At 41.6% G+C, this 19,103-nt stretch carries 10 protein-coding genes; 5 read left to right on the plus strand and 5 right to left on the minus strand.

The window, feature by feature from the left end; translation table 11 throughout:
• Positions 1-242: 242 nt before the first annotated feature.
• The 3 genes from ACYQ28_RS08670 to ACYQ28_RS08680 all read right to left on the minus strand — a co-directional run bounded on the left by ACYQ28_RS08670 (position 243) and on the right by ACYQ28_RS08680 (position 8,668).
• Positions 243-3,431 carry a sensor domain-containing protein gene (locus tag ACYQ28_RS08670; protein WP_460049647.1) on the minus strand — a complete coding sequence of 1,063 codons (3,189 nt, stop codon included), beginning with the start codon at positions 3,429-3,431 and terminating at the stop codon, positions 243-245.
• Between the two features lie 445 nt (positions 3,432-3,876).
• On the minus strand, positions 3,877-6,573 hold the full coding sequence (locus ACYQ28_RS08675) for an ATP-dependent DNA helicase (RefSeq protein ID WP_460049646.1): 2,697 nt from the start codon (positions 6,571-6,573) through the stop codon (positions 3,877-3,879).
• Positions 6,560-8,668 carry a VRR-NUC domain-containing protein gene (locus tag ACYQ28_RS08680; protein WP_460049645.1) on the minus strand — a complete coding sequence of 703 codons (2,109 nt, stop codon included), beginning with the start codon at positions 8,666-8,668 and terminating at the stop codon, positions 6,560-6,562. The genes ACYQ28_RS08675 and ACYQ28_RS08680 overlap by 14 nt, the downstream gene beginning before the upstream one ends.
• Positions 8,669-8,922: 254 nt before the next feature.
• Here ACYQ28_RS08680 and ACYQ28_RS08685 point away from each other — a divergent pair, with 254 nt between their 5' ends.
• Positions 8,923-10,143, plus strand: a complete 1,221-nt coding sequence (locus ACYQ28_RS08685) for an extracellular catalytic domain type 1 short-chain-length polyhydroxyalkanoate depolymerase (protein WP_460049644.1) — start codon at positions 8,923-8,925, stop codon at positions 10,141-10,143.
• A gap of 629 nt (positions 10,144-10,772) precedes the next feature.
• Here the strand turns inward: ACYQ28_RS08685 and ACYQ28_RS08690 are convergent.
• Entirely contained in the window at positions 10,773-11,651 is an 879-nt protein-coding gene (locus ACYQ28_RS08690; RefSeq protein ID WP_460049643.1) for a DUF2971 domain-containing protein, read from the minus strand.
• A 278-nt stretch (positions 11,652-11,929) separates the two neighbouring features.
• On the opposite strand from ACYQ28_RS08690, the gene ACYQ28_RS08695 reads away from it, so the two are divergent.
• The 4 genes from ACYQ28_RS08695 (at position 11,930) to ACYQ28_RS08710 (ending at position 18,467) form a co-directional block, all read left to right on the plus strand.
• On the plus strand, positions 11,930-14,236 hold the full coding sequence (locus ACYQ28_RS08695; RefSeq protein WP_460049642.1) for an NADP-dependent malic enzyme: 2,307 nt from the start codon (positions 11,930-11,932) through the stop codon (positions 14,234-14,236).
• 586 nt (positions 14,237-14,822) lie between these two features.
• On the plus strand, positions 14,823-15,809 hold the full coding sequence (locus tag ACYQ28_RS08700; protein WP_460049641.1) for a GlxA family transcriptional regulator: 987 nt from the start codon (positions 14,823-14,825) through the stop codon (positions 15,807-15,809).
• Positions 15,810-16,124: 315 nt separating this feature from the next.
• The gene (locus ACYQ28_RS08705) at positions 16,125-17,612 is read left to right on the plus strand and encodes an MORN repeat-containing protein (RefSeq protein ID WP_460049640.1); all 1,488 of its coding nucleotides are present in this window, start codon (positions 16,125-16,127) and stop codon (positions 17,610-17,612) included.
• An 84-nt stretch (positions 17,613-17,696) separates the two neighbouring features.
• Positions 17,697-18,467: a 4'-phosphopantetheinyl transferase family protein gene (locus ACYQ28_RS08710; RefSeq protein ID WP_460049639.1), complete on the plus strand. Its 771-nt coding sequence runs from the start codon at positions 17,697-17,699 to the stop codon at positions 18,465-18,467.
• A gap of 57 nt (positions 18,468-18,524) precedes the next feature.
• Here the strand turns inward: ACYQ28_RS08710 and ACYQ28_RS08715 are convergent, their stop codons facing one another.
• Entirely contained in the window at positions 18,525-18,905 is a 381-nt protein-coding gene (locus ACYQ28_RS08715) for a VOC family protein (protein ID WP_460049638.1), read from the minus strand.
• Positions 18,906-19,103 lie beyond the last annotated feature (198 nt).

Below are 19,103 nucleotides of genomic sequence, written 5' to 3' on the forward strand. Positions count from 1 at the left end.
ACAACGACTAGCAATAATGACAGGATTCAACGCGTCAATTCATTAATTTTACATCGTTGAATTAAATTTTAAGGTGAAACTGGCGTTAATATAACTATTAGAAATCTCAGATTAACTGACATTAGATTAAGACAAAACTTACAAGAGTGAAAACACCCAAGAGCTCTGCAATACAATCTCTTAATACAAAAACACAAATATCCCATCGATCACTAAATTAGGTTTAACCATTCAGTAAACAGCTAAGTTTTAAAGGCCGGATTTTTTGACCATTCAGAATCTCGAACCCATTGCTCAAAGTTTTCTACAGCCATAGGACGACCAATAAAATAACCCTGCGCCATATCACAATTCATCAAACCTAGACGATTTAGAATTTCCTTAGTTTCCACACCCTCTGCAACCACCTGCAAACCCAAGTTATGGGCGAGATTGACCGTTGAATTTACAATAACCGCGTCGTACTCATCGTTCATCATATTTATAACGAAAGAGAAATCGATTTTTAAGGTAGAAACTGGTAGTTGTTTTAAATAGGCCAACGACGAATAACCTGTACCAAAATCGTCGATAGAAAGTGAAATACCCATATCATGCAATTCTTGCAAGGTGGCCAAAGCACCTTTAGGATCAACCATGATGGCACTTTCGGTAATTTCTAATTCTAAATTTTTTGCAGGAACACGATATCGAACCAACGCATCACGAATAAAGTCCGATAAATTCCCGGCAACGAGATTACGCGCAGAGAGATTCACCGCAACCGTAATATTTTTACCCTCATTCATCCAGACTCGACATTGACGCAACGCATTGCGAATAACCCATAATGTCAGTGGATGAATTAAATCTGTCGCCTCAGCTAATGGAATAAATTCCGCCGGAGAAACAATTCCGTAGGTTTGATGATGCCATCGTAATAAAGCTTCACAACCAATTAATCTAGATTCATACAGACAAATTTTGGGTTGATAAAACAGCGTTAAACCATCATCGCGAATGGCCTGTGCTAAGTCATTCATTAACGCTAGGCGTTTATGAGTATATTGATCGAAAACAGGATCGTATTCTTGAATACCGAGCATTTCGGCCTTTGCTTGATACATCGACATATCGGCAAAGCGCATTAAGCTCGATATATCTCGACCATGTTCAGGGCAATAAGCAATTCCTAAACTCGCTCGAATTTCAACACCAATTTTTACCACCGTCACCCGCTGTTGAATTTCACTTAAAACAAGCTTCGCTAGGCTCAAACCTTCTTCTCTAGATTCTACATAAACGGCCACGGCAAATTCATCACCGCCGAGACGTGACACTAAAGCCGGTTGATCTCTAAAAGCATTTTCAAGACGTACTGCAAACGCTTGGAGTAACGCATCACCCACATGGTGGCCCAAGGTATCGTTAATTTCTTTGAAGCGATCAAGATCGATGAGCATTAATGCGAGATTTCCGCCCTGATCAGTTTTGCTAATCGCCTCATCGATAAATTCGTAAAGGCGCTTTCTGTTGGGTAAATTCGTTAGTGAATCGTGATTAGCTTGATATTCCAACTCTTCTAAATGAAGTTTGCGTTGTGTGTCATCGCGGTGAAACGTCCAAAAACCATAAACGTAATCATCAATAATGACAGCATCGGTATTGATTGTGACCCAAATTTCTCGATCACTAACGCTTAAATTTTTAACTTCTAAGCAATTGAATTGAAAGTCATGAGTCTCAAACGCAGTTCTCAAGCTCTGTAACTGCTCTGCGGTAGCAATTTCCACCAAGGGTAAATCTACGACATCGACATAAAAATCGTAACCGTTCTGGCGGGCAAACTCGTGATTGCAATCGGCAATTTTGGCCGACGAAATAATTGCATCCGAATTATGTTTAGAAATATCGTCTAGGTGAATTCGGGTTTCAAGCTCAATAAAAGCAATACCGTCGTGGCTGTTTTGAATAAAACTGCGATAGCGTTGTTCACTGCGTTTTAATTCAAGCTCACTTTCTACACGTTCGGTAACATCTTGATAAAACCCCCATATTTCAATGACAGCATCACCATCGAAACAAGCGTGTGCACTTAATTCGAGCCAAATTAAACGACCATCACTCAATCGCTGACTGAATAAAATAGAATCGAGCGAAAAATTATTATCAATTAATTGATAAATATATTTTTCTATACGACTACTGGCCAATGGATAAACAGGTTTATCTAAAAGGTCTTTGCAATCAACACCAAGCCCTCTCGCATAGGAGTCATTAGCCTCGGTATACCGTAAGTACTCGCGAATCCATTGTGCTTTTGCTTCTCGACTTAACGACATTTGCATGGGGCGATCTAATTTTGCACCAAAAATTGCCCCTGAACTGTTAGCGATAAAATTGCGATAGCTAAGCTCTGCCCTTAAAGCATTAAATTCTTTTTGTTTAGCATCTGTAATATCGGCGATAATGACCATAACACCCATTAACTCGCCAACATCATTTTTTAACGGTAAATGGTCATAACGAAACCATTTATTATCGACTGAAGATAAATTGGACTCTACATTTAAAACAGCTTCTCCAGACTTAAGTACCTGCAAATTGTTACGATCGCAATACGACATAGCCTGCGATGCAGGGAAAATCTCTGCCAAGGTTTTTCCGGTTAAACTTAATGGCTGAGCATTTAAGTTCGAAAATGCACAATAATTAGCGACCGTATAACGGCCATTGGTATCAACACACCAAACCGCACAGGGCAGGGAATTAATAATATTAACAACTGATTGCCAGTAATCAGATTCAAACCGCGAGTGACTCTTGGCTGATGCCGGTCGAGAAGTAGGATTAATGTTGTTTTCGGACATTAAATCATCATTGCCCAAAAATATGGCTGTATTTTCGCTGCTGTGACAAAAATCCAGACGAACTTCTAACAGCTCTCCATCGATGCATTCATCATCAAAAACTAACCCAACACCGTGCAGTTTATTCTCACACAAACTTGCTGCTTCATCTGCCACAGACAGTAATGCATCAGTTTTACCAGCAAGCCGTGCTTTGGCGAATTTATTAGGATCGGTTTCTATTTGTTCTGGATCATTAATATCGGCTTCAAGACTCAGTAACTCTTGATTCACAGACAACTTGACGGCGGTCCAGCGAGAGACTAAAGAGCCATGAGAGAAAAATAATGTTAGCTGCCACTCATATAACAAGCGCTGATCATCGTCAAAGCTATCGCTGGTCGGCTCATTCAGAACACCCAGAATTATCTCGGCATCTTTATTGGAAAGCTTTTTTAACCATACTTTAGGATCGAGACAATGCTGAACATCGGCAGGTATTAAGGAGTCACCTGAATAGTTAAATAAGCGCTGAGACGGACACCAATGCCAAGTGTAAAAACCAAATTTAATTGGAGAACGCTCTAAAACAGTTTTAGCCATAGACTTAGAACTTCTAACATTAGCATTTGGAAAAATAACCTTTTCCAAAATTTTACCTCTCAACTAACAACAAACACTTGGCGAAACCGCCCAATTCAACCCAAAATACGAACAGCAACAATTTGAGAAAGTCGAGATTCAACAATATCTAAGTCTAAAATTGCAGCCCCATTTAAATTCTAACGAAAGAATCTTAATGCGCTAGTTTCTGGCATTAAAATCACTAAAAAATAGCGGTTGTTATTTTTTTAGAATATATAAGCTGATTTTTTTCTGTCCACAAAACTTATCCACCGCTATTTATTCCTCCTTCAAAGTAGTAGAAGATTCATAATCAGCAAGTTGAATTCTAAGAAAATTTAAAGAGTTTAATATTAATTCGGAATGGAAAATTCAGAATTCAAAGAATAATGTCTATGAAGTTAATGCGTAAAATCATTACCATCTAATCTGCGCACCAGAAACTACGCAAGTGAGAACATATATCATCGAGATTTGAGCAGGTACGAGACTGCCAATGACCGGGTAACAGCCCTAGATAAGGCTGCTGCGAAAATCGCGAATCTGCAAGAACCACAACGCCCCGATCGGTTTCGGTACGAATTACCCGACCAGCCGCTTGTAAAATTTTGGTAACACCGGGATAAATAAATGTTGTAGCGAATCCATCGTAACCCGCTTCATTCAACCACATCGATTGACGAGTTAAACCTTCCGAGGGAACCGGCGCACCAGTTCCTAATATAATAACGCCATGAAGTTTATCGCCGTAAAAATCTAATGCTTCTGCGAAATAACCACCCAACACCACAAAACCCAGCGTCTGATTACCGGGTTCGAACATTGCGAACAGTGTTTCTCTTGCGGCTTGAGAATCAGACCGCGACTGTTTTACCGACGAAATATTCAACTCTCTGTCAATAAAAGAATCATAAACCTTATCTAATTGATCAAACGAAGCAGCAAACACCAAATAGTTACCCGGCTTATGACTAATTACTGAAATAATTAAATCAACAACGTCGTCGATAACTCTATCGCGATTGTTCCAGCTAAGATCTAAATAACGTGAAATTATGACCAATTGATTCTCACTGGGAAAAACACTCGGTAATCTTAAATTAATGCTGGATAGTTTTTCGACGTTTGGAGCACGACTTAAAGACGCAGAAAAAGCGATTTTTTTAGGTGTTTTTTGTAAAATCACTCGATGAATGTCAATCCCCAACTCATCCGTAGTATTTTCTGTAGCCTCTAAAACGTTGTTGGATGTAATGCTATCGACCATAGCAGAATCGCCTAATACACCAGACTCGCTGCCAAATCCAATTTGATGCGCATAAAAATCCAGCGGCGATAGTGTTGCTGAAAATGCTGCTACCGAGCGTGCCCGTTTCAAATAAAAAGCACTTACGGCGTTTGTATCAGCACATTCTATTAACACAACACCCGAAGACTCTATCGTGAGCATGATACCACTGGGTTTTATCTCGCGATAAAACAAGATAATTTCGCAATAACGATACAGTGCCAACAAAATATCTAAGACCGGTGATTGACTATCGTTTGCAACCAAAGACACTCCGTTTACAGCTCTTGTATTTGCATTCAGATACAATCCCAGCTCTGAAAAATAAGTCGTGTAAAACGCTTCAGAAAATTGAGTGACTTCTGATAAGAGCGTTTGGAAAATCTTATCGATGCTCCGACCGTCTAGATTCTGACCTGCTGGATTCTGACCACCTAGATGCAGTGTCGTAGGATTTTTGACAATCTGAACCTCAGATCGAGAAGAAGGCATTGGCTGTTTAAACGCGGCTAAATCGTCCGTGAGTTTTTCTAGAAAATTCAATAAGGAAGATACCAACCTAAAACTTTCTTTAAAAAATTTCCGTTGCTTTCTTAAAAAATGTTCCGCTACAGAAATTTCTTTCGGTAAAAATTTTATCAAATGCGCTTGGCGAATTCGTTCGGGCAGATTGTGTGCTTCATCCACTAAAAATAGGCGTTCATTTTTATCGGCTGAAGTTTCTAATTTAACCTCTTGATTTAACGTTAAAATATAATTGATATCACCTACCACTATATCGACCCAGGGTTTTAACTCCAACGCCAATTCATGTGGGCACAAAGTAAACTGCTCCGCCAAAGCGCAAAGTGTGTTTGCATCCAGGCATTCCAAACCTAAAGCTGCGTGCATGGCTGGGTATAACCGATCGTAAAAACCTTCTAATCGACAACAGCTTTCTGCTTCATCACTATCGCCATTTAAACACGGGCACAGTTTTTCTCTGGCTTGAAGTTGTAATAAAGATGCTTTTAAACCCGAGTTAAGCCGTAGTGTGTTGTAGGCATCGATCGCAGATTTTTGGCAGGAATTTCGAAAGGTTAAATAATAGATCTGGCAGACCTTTTCCACCGATGCGTCGGTTAAAAATTTAATCGCAGGAAAGAGTACACTTTGGGTCTTGCCAATACCTGTTGGTGCTTCAACCAAACATGATTGTTTGTTCCGGAAATTTTGATACACAAATCGAGAGAAATAACGCTGGTTATCTCGAAACTGTTCAAATGGAAATTTAAGATCCAGTATGGTTTTACGGGAATCTTCTCGATGCTCTTCAACCAGAGCAGACCATTTTAGATAGCGATCTAAAATGGTTTCAAAAAAAGTGCCAGCCTCGGACAGAGAGATTTCTTTCTCTATAATCGTACTACGTTGATCCGACATACTGTACAAATTCAACCGCAATATATAGCTGTCGCTTTGCCACTGTGAATCTTGACTAAGCAGATACGCGTAGATTTTTGCCTGCGCCCAAAACAGTGATAATTTAGCGTCGGATACGCTGTCGCTTTTCAGTTGCAGGGTTTTTATTTCTTCGATAATAATCGGACTGACTATGTCCGCTGGTTTCACTAAATCAATTCGTCCCTGAACAATAATTTTTCGGCAATTTTTGATAACTTGAGTCGTTACGGAAACTTCCGAATACCAAGATGGATCGCGTTGTTTTTGTATAAATTGATGTATACGAATGCCGTCTTTGGCCTGTACACGCGGTTGAATTTGACCGCGAACAAGATTGCCGCTGCGAGCAAAGTCCAGCAGTTGCGAAACACTTAACCTAATCGTTTGCAACCCATTGCACCTGTATCAACTTATGAGGAATATTTTTTTGCGAAAAATATTTTAACCACCGTCGCTGATGATCTTGTAGCTTATCATTAGGTGCTTTAACTTCAATAAAACAATAGGCATTCTCAGGCGAATCTAACGTGGGGAAATAAATTAAGTCTGGCATACCGCGACGATGCTCGTTGAGATTCCCCCAGAGACGATTAAACAAACTTAACCAATCTTCAGTTTTGATTCTGGTTAACGCAAGCTCTAAACATCTATTATCTACAAACCGCAAATCAATCAACGGTTGCTTGAGTACTTGTACCGCAGAGTATTTTTCGAAGAAAGATGAGTAGTCAATAAACTCTGCTGTTAATAATTCATTTTCAATTGCCTGTTTAACAGCCCGTCTTCGACTGGTAAATTCAGCATCAAAAATATCGTGGGGTCGATGCTGAAATGGCTGTGTGAATGCACCGGGAATATTGGCGTATATTAAATCCCAATAAACGACCGAAAATACCGTTAACACTAAATAATTTTCGACAAAAAAGCAGCTACCAGCGCCGGAAAAATATTCAATAACACAGTCTTCGGCACCGGAATTAAAACGCGGCTGCTCGGGTTTTACGCAACTAATAATCTCCACGGGAGGCTCATAACGCTTGGGTTTTGGCCAATACAGATAACGTATTTTTTTCGTCAGCTTGTGTCCAAAACTCTCAGCAAATTCCAATTCAGATTCATCGCTGCGAGTATTATTAGCCACTGACACCGCAGCATCAAATTCACTGGCGTTGTTTTTAATCGATTGACAAATTGCCAACGCAAGTTGTGTTTGCTTTAAACGCTCGTGAATTCTTGCCCTTCGTTCTCTGGCATAGGCGGTATCAATTCCGGTGTATAGATCTAACGCTATTTGGAGAAAGTCTGCGCGTTCAAATTGATAAGCCAGTTTTTCGGTAATGGAAATTAATTGCCGATGAATTTTTGCCGCCGCCAAAGACTGCTCTATCGATAAGTCTTCGCGTATTTTGCGCTGCATAATTGAAACAATAATCGACAAGGTCAACCACAATAGGTGCGACAATGATTTTGATGGTCGTTGATCGTGTCCCGCCCGAGCAAGCAGTTCTAGTTGTTGGATAATCTCGGCACCGGCAAGCTCACGCCAACGCTTGAAAAACAGAAATATTTTCCAACAATTAAGATGAAGACTTAAATAATGCAAAAGACTGTCGAAGACAAATACTTCGTTATGCTCAAAATGCGCCGAGAAAATTTCAAGATCTACATTTATTGCATTGATTATTGTTTTTATGTTGTGCAGCTCAATGAATAGGTCGATGCTATTACTGTGTAAAAACAGACGATTTTCACGGTCAATAACGTAGGGCTGAAATTCTTGCAGTTGTAAATCGCGCAATACGAACTGCGATAAATCTTGGCGTAAATTACCAAAATACATCACTCGTAAACGTGTAATCCAGTCGCCACAAATAAGCGTAATCGTTTCAAAAGGGAGTGGTGTTAAAAGTTCATCCGTTAAATGTGCTTGAGCGTATTCAAAAAATAATTGCCCTAACTGCGCTCGCTTGAGTTTTTTCAAAGAAAACTGCTCTGGTTGTGGATGCGCGGCAACCATTCCTAATTGACCTTGTGTTTCGGTCGCGAGCTCTTCACGCTGACGTGATTTTGAAATGACCGGAATCAACCCTTGAACCGAGACCAAGTCTGAAATTTTTTGAGCCCCAAGCCATGTTGCTAATTCTTCTTGTGAGAACAAAGGTTCAAGTTCTGTTGCTGCTCGTTCAGATTGATTGGCGACAAAACCATGGCAATGCAGATCAGCAAGAGCAGCATTTATGTCTGCGATTTCTGGGTATTGCAGTTTATCGATACGAAAAACTGTCGGCGCTCGCGACACCAAACGCACCAATAAACATTGTGCATCGAAACTGAGCTTACGAAAATGTTGATTAAAGGTTCTTTCTTGCGGTGTGAATAGATCGTCGTACTGACGCTCAACCAAATCCAGCAGTTCAAGAAAGTTTCGCCTGTAATAATCCGATGCCAAAGGCTGCGTTAATAAATTAGCTTGGGACGGACTCACTGAAACCCTTCTGAACAATATTTGAACGTTTTTGTGGCATTCGATGTTTATGGATATAATTTAAACACGTATGGTCTGATTAGTTTACCGCAAGAATAGAATATCTGGCATCTCTATGAATCACCCCGAAGCCTAGCGACCTTAGTTCTTCCGGTGATGGCCTCTTAACTTGAGGTTATGCTCGTTATCGCGAAAGTTCGATGAATCACTCAAAAGGTGCTTTCATTAGATACAACCACCGCAAGGAGCTCGGCTTGAAAATCAAAGACAAACTAGCAAACCTTTACACCATCCGCAGTGATGTGGATCTGAAAAAATCTCGCAGAAAACAATCAACACCATCGGATTCCAACACTATTCCCGGTTTTGACTTCTTTAAAAACTCTCTCAGCAAAAGCTTCAACTCAACCAGCACGTTTCTTAAAGACTGCTGCACATCGGCCAGCGAAAAAGCCAAAAGCTTGCAACGCGGCATAAGCCTTTCGAAAGTAAAGCGTAAAACAGAAGTACTGAAAGCCAACATTCAAGCATTCACCACCAGCGAACCGCAGATCTACGATCGACAATTTGAATCGCGCGCCTATCGAGGCTCACGCACGCGCGACTACCGCTTAGTTATTCCAAGTAAAGTATCGTCCAACCCAACCAAACCCGTACCTTTGGTGTTAGTGCTGCACGGCTGCAAACAAGATCATCTCGATATTGAACACATTTCTGAATTTTCAAAACTTGCTGAAAAAGAAGGCTTTATCGTTGTTTATCCATTTATTACTAGCTACGCCGGGTTGCGATTTCGCAATTGCTGGGGCTGGTGGATGCGCAGTCAACGTGAAGCAGGTTCTGGCGAAGTTGAAGATTTGCACCAGCTCATTCTGGAGCTTTGTGAAGAATTTCCCGTTGATCAAAACCGAATTCACGTAACGGGCTTATCGTCGGGCGCGGGCATGACCGTGGCATTGATGGTGACACGCAATTCATTGATCGCCTCCGGTGCTCCGGTCGCAGGTGTTTGTTACGGAGAAACCGCTCGGGCGATTAATTTGATGGGCAACTTTGTGCAGCCGGGTTTTCAATCGGTGGAGGAAAGTCGTTCGTCCATGACGGAAGCTCTAGAAGATCCACAACGCCCTATTCCAATTTTAATAACCCATTCCAAACAAGACGGCACGGTGCACTTTCAATCCGGTGAAAATCTGCGAGATACCTGGGCACAAGCTTATGGTATTGATACTCAACATCCTGCTGCGTCTAAATTTGGGCAAACCAAGGGCTGCCAATGGCACTTTGAGAGTTTCAATTACCCTAAATCCTATGGCAGTGAATCGGGTAAGTCGCGAACGTTAATCGAAACTCTTTGGTTAGACGGGCCCGATCACGGCTGGTATGGTGGCGAAAAAGGTGATTTTAGTTATCCAGATGCGCCAAATATCAGTGAACAAATTTGGTCTTTCTTTAAATCTCATCCCAAACAATAAACTTTTTTTGCCTGTGTGATTTAAGAGCACAGGCGCCTCGCAGCGCTCAACTCGTTCTTAAAAAAAAGCCGTCAATCAATATGCTGCAGTGCAATATTACGTCTTCTAAAATTCCAATTTAAGTGATTAAAAAAGATTATAAAAAAAACGGTTTTTCATAAATTCACGAACACAAAAATTTTAATTCACAATATCATCAAATTCTTGATGGGTGGATTCATACACAAAATAATAGGGGCGCAGGATAAAAGCATGCGGAAATTGTAACATTTTCACGTTCAGATCAAATGTATGCACACAATTACAATGCTATTTAACGCAGGAAATTTGATACATCTTTTAGAGAAATACACTTAAATGCGTAGGTGTGAGCAAATGATCAACCGTTGAAGTAAATACGGATTAAAACGCAAGAGCGTCAACAAGCTAAGCAATTTTTGTCAACAAAAAATCCAGCGTCTAAATATTTTTTGGCTTTGCGTAAATTTAAATTCGGTAAATGTTGTTTAAAACATCACTAAAATTGCCTTTTTTGCAATAAAAGCCGATAAATTATTAAAGCTGCTATTTTAATTAACTAGAATAGAAGGTCACACAGAAAAACTGTCGACAATAATGAAAATTCACCCTTATTTTTGTCGATAAGGAATTCGACAATAGCTGATTTTCTCGGTTGGACTGCAACCTTGCCTTTGTAAGTACAGCGCCACGGACTTCATTGACAATTCGCTGTTACTGGTTGGGCCGACAAAAACATGTTGCAATTGCAGCGTATGCTCTGGGTTATTACGTGTAAAATCAAAGGCATAGTAAGGCACTAGCATCGATAAACTTTCGCGAAAATAAATGGGTGCTTGATTGCTCTGAGTAAATATTGGCGAAACCACACGCCATTCTTGCTCTTCCTCGAACGAGGGATGCTTTAAGATGGCTGCGATTTTTAACAGATCACCTTCAATATATTCAAAGATTGGAGTGAAATCGGGTATTGCAGCTTGGACATAGTCTGCGTGGTTACTTTTTGCCGTATTTTCCACGGAATTTACGATTTGGCGAGCGATTTGCTTTTGTTCTTCGGGATTGTAGATGCACTTACCAACCGAAAAATCGTGGTAGGCAGCGCAATCGAGTACGTATTTTGGATTAAACCCTAAACTAACGCCTTTGCCGTGCGTACTGTAACCACGCCATTGGCTTAACAAATTACCATTAGCGCGAAAGGAGGCACCAAATAACATAGGGCCATCAACAATTCGATGAGAAAGCCACTGCGAAAACTGGTTAAGTAATTGGGCAAAAGCGGAACCAGCGTTTAGACGAATATTTATTTCGTCCGATAATAAAACTAACAAATGTTTCAGCTCAGTTGAATCATTCATATAGCGAATATCGCTAGCGCGGAGCATTTTCGATTCGACGATACCCATTAGACCGGTCAAAGAGGTGTAGTGATACAGGGTATCTTCGGGAATTTGTGCGTATAATTGCTGAGATATTTTCGTAATCATGAATTTTGCAGAACTGATTCTTGTCATGTGAATCAAGATAAACTAACTAAACAAAAAAAATAACACTGTTTTTGCTGCACCTGCAAAAAGAGTGTAGCCCGTGTTAATTTTTTGGCACAGTAAAAATCCTTATAATGTCGTGGACATACAATAATTTTCTTCTGCTAAATTAAAACTAGCTTCTCTAAGTTAATGTATATCTGTCTATCGTTTTACTGTATTTCCCATTAATATCACGACCCCCGGATCGACTCCAAAAAAAATCAAGGAGAGGGTGAATGTCCGACAAGACTCCAGAAGAAATTTTTAAAGAAGCATCGCTTGCGTATCACCGCTTACCAAGACCCGGTAAATTGGAAATTACGCCTACAACAACTCTAGAAACACAATCCGATCTTGCAAGAGCATACTCTCCCGGTGTGGCTTACGCATGTCAGCTTATCGAAGAAAATCCTGCGGCGGCGGCAGAAGTAACTGCGCGCGGTAATCTCGTGGGTGTTATTTCAAACGGTACCGCGGTACTTGGCCTTGGTAATATTGGTCCATTGGCCTCTAAGCCAGTAATGGAAGGCAAGGCCGTTCTATTTAAGAAATTCGCCAACATCGATGTATTTGATATTGAAGTCAACGAGCCGGATGTAGACCGTTTCGTTGATCTTGTATGCGCGCTTGAACCAACCTTCGGCGGCATTAACCTAGAAGATATTAAGGCACCTGAGTGTTTTGAGATTGAACGTCGATGCCGTGAGCGCATGGATATTCCAGTCTTCCACGATGACCAACACGGTACTGCAATTGTTGCCGCAGCAGCGGTTTACAACGGCTTAAAAATCATCGGTAAAAAAATTGAAGATGTCATCTTGGTTGCCTCTGGCGCCGGTGCGGCCAGTCTTGCCTGTGTAAACCTAATGGTGAGCATGGGTCTTCGCAAAGAAAATGTTTATATTTGTGACAGCCGCGGCTTGATCTACAGTGGTCGCCCAGACGGTATGAACAAGTATAAAGAAGAATATGCTCAGGTTACTGACAAGCGTACTCTTGAAGAATCACTTGATGGCGCTGATATTTTCTTGGGTCTTTCTGGTCCCGGTACATTAACGCCGGAAATGCTTAAGAGCATGGCACCAAACCCGTTAATCTTGGCAATGGCTAACCCAATTCCAGAAATTCTTCCTGAAATTGCTAAGGCTGCCCGCCCTGACTGCATCATGGCGACCGGTCGTTCGGATTATCCGAACCAAGTAAACAACGTATTGTGCTTCCCGTTCATTTTCCGTGGCGCGTTGGATTGCGGTGCAACCACCATTAACGAAGAAATGAAAATTGCCTGTGTGAAAGCCATTGCAGAATTGGCAATGCAAGAATCCACACACGAAGTGGCAAAAGCCTATGCCGGTGAGAAGCTGCGTTTTGGCCCTGATTACATCATTCCAAAACCGTTCGATTCTCGTTTGATTGCGACCATTCCACCGGCTGTTGTTAAAGCGGCTATGGAATCTGGCGTTGCAACTCGCCCCATCGAAGATCTGGACGCTTACCAAAAACAACTTAACGGTTACGTTGTTCGCTCAAGCATGTTTATGCAACCCATCGTTGCAGCGGCACAGCGCGGCGAAGAACAACTCGCTTACGCCGAAGGTGAAAACGAAATCGTTCTGCATGCAGTGCAAAAAGTTGTTGATGAGCGCGTTGCCACTCCTGTTCTGATCGGTCGCCCTCAAGTGATCGAAGAGCGAGTCAAACAACTCGGTTTACGCTTAAAAATTGGCGAAAACATCCAAGTTGTTAACCCAGAAGACGAGCAGTTGATCAACTCTTTGAGCGAGCGCTACCACGCAATTGTTGGTCGCAAGGGCAACTCTTTTGATGCTTGCGTAACCATGTTGCGTACCCACGCCACCGTTATGGCGGCGATGTTGGTTCGCGAAGGTACCGTCGATGGTATGTTGGCTGGTAAGGTGGGTCGTTACGATTACCACTTACGTCACGTCAGTGAGATCATCGGCCGCAATCCGCAACATCCTCAGTTGAGCACACTTTCTACCTTAATTATGAAAGACGGCCCACTGTTCTTAGCGGACTGTTTTGCGAACGTTGATCCAACGGCAGAAGAAATTGTTAGCATCACCGAATCTGCTATTAACCAAGTTAAACGCTTTGGTTTAGAGCCTCGCGTATCGCTAATGTCGCACTCAAACTTCGGCACGTCTAACGCGCCGTCAGCGATTAAAATGCGTAAGGCCGCAGAGATTCTTCGCGTGAAATTCCCAGATGTTGAATTGGATGGCGAAATGCACTCCATGGCGGCGCTGGATATTCCTTACCGCGAAAGTATCTTTAAGCACAGTCAACTTAAAGGCGTTGCTAACTTATTGATCTTCCCAAATATCGATGCAGCGCACATCACGCTTGGCTTGTTACGTCGCAAAGCCAATGGCTTGATGGTTGGGCCTTTCCTATCCGGCCTTGCCAGACCTGCTCATGTGATTGTGAACTCTGCGTCGCCACGCGCGATCTTCAACATGAGTGCTCTCGCCTCAGCGGATATCTTGTTGTACAAAGAGCAATTCGCAGAGAAGTTCTAAGCGAAGCTACACTCGTACTAAACGGCACCTCGGTGCCGTTTTTTATGGGTATCCGATGACCAGAACAACGCCTTAGTAATGGCGAACCTCCCGCATGTCATAACCATTAGCCGAAAATCGTTTGCAACCTATTTAAGCACTGCTTGCACGTGTTGAGTGCAAAAATAGCGTCTTTATTTTGAATCTTTAATCACCTTAAGAACGGCTGAAAGTTTTTTTTGCGATTTATGGCGAAAACTTTAATGGCTATTCCAAAAAACTTTTCCAATATCTGACCGTCGTCGCAAATTTTCGATACAAAGGCACTAACTCGCAAAACCCTGAAATTACAGTGCTTTTACATAGAACCTTTATAAAACCTAACACGAAAGTTTGAAATTATTTGGTTTTCGAAACATTATCGATATATAACTTCGCTAAACTCTACGACCAAACCGAATAAGTAGCGATAAAATTTTTGAACCATGGCAAATATCTTGCTGCTTAACCGTTTAACTTTTCTTTGAATAAAAACAGTGCAGAGTTGGGCGAAGTATCTGACTCAAAATTTCGATACCGGGAACCAAACAAAAAGGTTGAGTGAAATATGATTCATTGGGACAAACAATCCAGTTGCAAACTTGGGATCTTATTAACACCGGGATTCTGCTCACTTCATTTAACATTAGTGATAGAAGCGCTAAAGCTGGCTAACGAAGCCATGGCCTGCGAAGAGTTCGAATGGCAAACCTATGCACTGAATGATCGGATGGTTCGCTCCGACTTGGGCGTCAATGTCATGGCCGATCAAACCTACAGTTCGAATAATCTGCCCGACGCCCATCTCAAACTGATTGTTCTGACCAGCACAATCGAAACCGATCTATCTGCCAACTCTTCTCAAATCCTCAACCAATTACGTCAGCAGCGTATTGATCACACCATTTTAAACACTCGCACACTCATTCCAAATGATACTCAAGCGGCAACCGACAGCTCGCAAGCACTAACCGCAAGCCGCAAACACAATGGTGTGTGCGATACCGTTAAGGTGATTTTGAATTTGGTCGGCCAGCAAGGTGGTCAAAAGGTCGCACTGTGTGTGCTTAACAAACTCAGCCATCATTTTGATTTGGGTTCGCTGCTACAAAGTTCTCGTGAAATCCAAAACCAAGTAGAAGGTGCCAGCGCCGAGTACGCTAAGCAACCTAAGCTAGCCGAAGCCATTGCCCTGATGGAAAACAATCTAGAAGAACCTTTACCACTGGATGACTTGGCGAACTACATTCATTTATCGCGCCGCCAATTAGAGCGGCTGTTTCAGCGACACCTGCAATGCTCACCGTCGCGTTATTATCTGAGGCTGCGCGTCGCTCGTGCGCAATCGATGTTGCGCGAAACTCAACAATCGATCGTATCTATTGCCAACAAATGTGGATTCGTATCAATGCCGCATTTCAGTAAGGTTTATCGCGAGCAAGTCGGTATGGCGCCAAGAGATGAACGCCGTTCAATTAATGTTAAACGTACCGACAAGCAACCCAAAAGCCCCGTCGTATTTCATGAACAATTGCGATACAGCTCGGCCAGCTAAAGAATACGGACTCACCTGATGATCTTTGTCGCCTCTGGCTACACGGATCAACTCTCTCGGCAAGGGATTGCCATCTTCTCCCACAGATATTGTCTTTTAAATTGCTTCTCACTGATCAACACGCTATTAATAAAGCAGTTTGTGTCATAGAGTCATTCGTGACTTCCCTATCCAGAAGAAAAGTTGCCAAAAATCCGTTAGTATTCCATCGAACCTTGTTACCGTCTTTGCAATCAGAGATTACATTGGCCATGTCATGACACGCGCTTAAGTGCGCTAAACTTAATACACACCAACATAAGTTATTTGGGAATTATGCAATCAAGCTCTAATAATGATTTATCGAGCGTAAATAACGGTTTCAAAATCACCCGCGCGGTGGCTTCAGCAGCTTTACTAAAGCTCGAAACCAATCAATTATTAGACATCGACATGGCGCCACTGGCTGAAGATTTCTCCTTAGCGATCTCGGCACCAGGCTCACAACACGAAAAAATCATCGCTCCGGCGTTGGTAGAAATAAAATCTTCGGGTGAACATCAGCCATCTTCTCTGTTATTGGTTTTAGACGAAGAATTACCAATTGTTAAAAATATCGAACTTCGCTACCACCCTAAGCAGGTTTTGATGTGGTCACAGACTACCGACGAGAGCATTGAACCTTTCAGCGCTCAAATTACGGTTAAATATTCCGATAAAGCTGCTGCAAAGTCGGCGAAGCTGCTTGAAGCCATTCGCAGTAAAACGCAAAAAAGTGATCAAGCCTTGGCAATGACAAGCAGTCCACCAGAAATACTGAGCGTCAGCGAAGGCAATACGGTAACCATCGCGTTAAATAAAATCATTGCTACGCATCAAGGTGTATCTGTTGCGGATTTTAAAGCCGATACCGAAGGCAAATGGTTGGAAATAATCAACGCCGTAGTTAATCAGCCCGAAAACGGCGGCGCTCACCAGATTCGATTGCAACTCAAACAAAACCTTAAAATCGGCTCTGAAATTAACGTTGTATTTAAAGCCAAACGTCATCCCATTGTTGGTATGGACGGCACACAAATTTCAGGCTTTAAATGTACCGCAAAATATATCGACGAACAACGTGTAGAATCTCTCGAAAATACCAGTCAAACCACCGTCGTTAATAATGCTCGAAACCCGCAAGCGCAAAGTTTTTATTTAAAAGATTTAGAACATTCCGTACACGATACAGACAACACCACCGGCGCCATTAAAGGTTTTTTTAGCGCAGCATTTCTTGGCCTTTTACCAAAATCCGTTCGGCAAAAATTCTCAACCAATAATGAATTCGGCGAAAAAGACCAAACAGCATTCCGCTTAAACCTGTGGATGTTAATTCTTGGTGTAATGATTATCTTTGTGTTTGTAGGTTTCTCAGTTTCGAATCTAACAACCACTCCAGATACCCCCAACCAAATTACTGCCAACACCCACAATACAACATCTGATAACAAATGCTCGCTCACTTTTCAAAACGGTGGTTACTACAGTGGCGAATGCAAAAATAATTTACCGCACGGATTTGGCGTATTTGAGTGGTCGTCGGGCAGTCGTTACGAAGGTGAATTTAAAAACGGTATGCGCTGGGGTTTTGGCAAAATTGTATACGCGAACGGCTCAAAATACGACGGTGCTTGGAAAAACGATAAGAAAAACGGTATTGGCACCTACTGGAATGCCGGTGGTGATCGCTTTGAGGGTGAGCTCTCTGACGGGCTTATGACCGGGAACGGCACCTGTCATAAACGCGATGGCACTCAGGTACGCGGCGTTTGCCCACCTTAATTTAAAGCGAGATTTTTCTCTGGCAAAGTGAATAAACCAATAACTCAGTTTTAATACCTATTTAGGCTGCACTTTAAGAATTTTATGTTCAATCAACCATTCTGCCATCTTTATATTTGCCGTTATAGCGACTGGGATATAAACGCAATTACCCAACAATGGATGTATTTGTTAAACGATCAAGAACAAGATCGTTATCACCGCATTCGCCACCAAGACACTCAAACACAACATCTTATTGCACGAGTGTTATTACGAAAAAAACTCGCCGAAATAACCCAAATTGCACCCGAGAACGTATGCTTTAACCGCAACGAGTTTGGCCGCCCGTCACTGGTTAATTCTGATCGTAAAATTGATTTTAACGTTTCACACACACAAGGCATTGTAATTGCCGCGATAACCAACTGCGGTAAAGTTGGTGTTGATATTGAGATTAAAAAGCGTAAAAACCATTTTATCGACATTGCCGAACACTACTTTCACGCTAAAGAAGTGCTTGCATTGAAAGAAGCAGGCGCCGAGCAAATAGAATTATTTTTTAAGATTTGGACATTAAAAGAAGCTTACGTAAAAGCTTTAGGCGTAGGTTTACAAAAATCATTATCGAGTTTTTATTTTGAAATCAACAGGCAAAACAAGATACATTTAATCGATGAGCAAGAAACACCAGCATCAAAAAAACACAATATTACCGGGTTTAACGCCCCACTGTTTGAAGACTTCTATTTAAGCGTTCTGCAACAACTGCCACCAGAACAATCTTCTGTCGAGCCGAAAATGTATTTCTGTACCGAGAGTTTCGATACACATTTAACCGAAATTAACGACATTATTTCGGTATCCAAGCAATAACTGCAAAACCTTTAGAAAGCTCTGATCAACGCTACCGTGATTTAATCAGAGTTTCGTTTATACAAACTCTCTTAGGTGAAACACATTACCTTCAGAGTCAAACGCGTTTTTCACTGTAAATAACGGTGTTTGCCAAGTTTCCGATAATACGCCGCCGCCCATTTCGATAATTTTCTGTTCTGCTTCGATCATATTGTTGGTACTGAGAAAAAACTTCAACGTCGATACTTTTGGCTCGACGGATAAATTAACCTTATCGTTTGGCTGCAAATATTCGGGAACGTCATGAATAATTATCTGAATATCGTTTGATGACAACACGTGTAAATCATCGCTTTGATGCAAAACATGCATGGTGAAAACGGTGCAATAAAAATCAACCAAAAGCTTGCGATTTAACGCGTAAATTATTAACCCGGCTCTAGCTGGTCCTGACATGAAGTGTTCCCACATAAAAATAGAGACAATTGCCGATTAATTTAGCGTTACATTTAACTAAAGGAAACTCTGATTAACCTAGAGTTTCTCGCGACACAAGGATGTGTCGCCAATTTCAAGAACTGTAAGTGATTGAAATTGTGAAGAAATTGGAAATCACATTTTCAATTTCTGCCCTCTGATTAAATCAAGGATGAG

This window comes from Sessilibacter sp. MAH1, from assembly GCF_054658315.1.

What these genes read in the sequence shown, in the direction of transcription:
- ACYQ28_RS08700 (WP_460049641.1), top strand. Translation starts at nt 14,823, where the DNA reads ATGATTCATTGGGACAAACAATCCAGTTGCAAACTTGGGATCTTATTA.
- ACYQ28_RS08705 (WP_460049640.1), top strand. Translation starts at nt 16,125, where the DNA reads ATGCAATCAAGCTCTAATAATGATTTATCGAGCGTAAATAACGGTTTC.
- ACYQ28_RS08715 (WP_460049638.1), bottom strand. Translation starts at nt 18,905, where the DNA reads ATGTCAGGACCAGCTAGAGCCGGGTTAATAATTTACGCGTTAAATCGC.
- ACYQ28_RS08710 (WP_460049639.1), top strand. Translation starts at nt 17,697, where the DNA reads ATGTTCAATCAACCATTCTGCCATCTTTATATTTGCCGTTATAGCGAC.
- ACYQ28_RS08695 (WP_460049642.1), top strand. Translation starts at nt 11,930, where the DNA reads ATGTCCGACAAGACTCCAGAAGAAATTTTTAAAGAAGCATCGCTTGCG.
- ACYQ28_RS08670 (WP_460049647.1), bottom strand. Translation starts at nt 3,431, where the DNA reads ATGGCTAAAACTGTTTTAGAGCGTTCTCCAATTAAATTTGGTTTTTAC.
- ACYQ28_RS08690 (WP_460049643.1), bottom strand. Translation starts at nt 11,651, where the DNA reads ATGATTACGAAAATATCTCAGCAATTATACGCACAAATTCCCGAAGAT.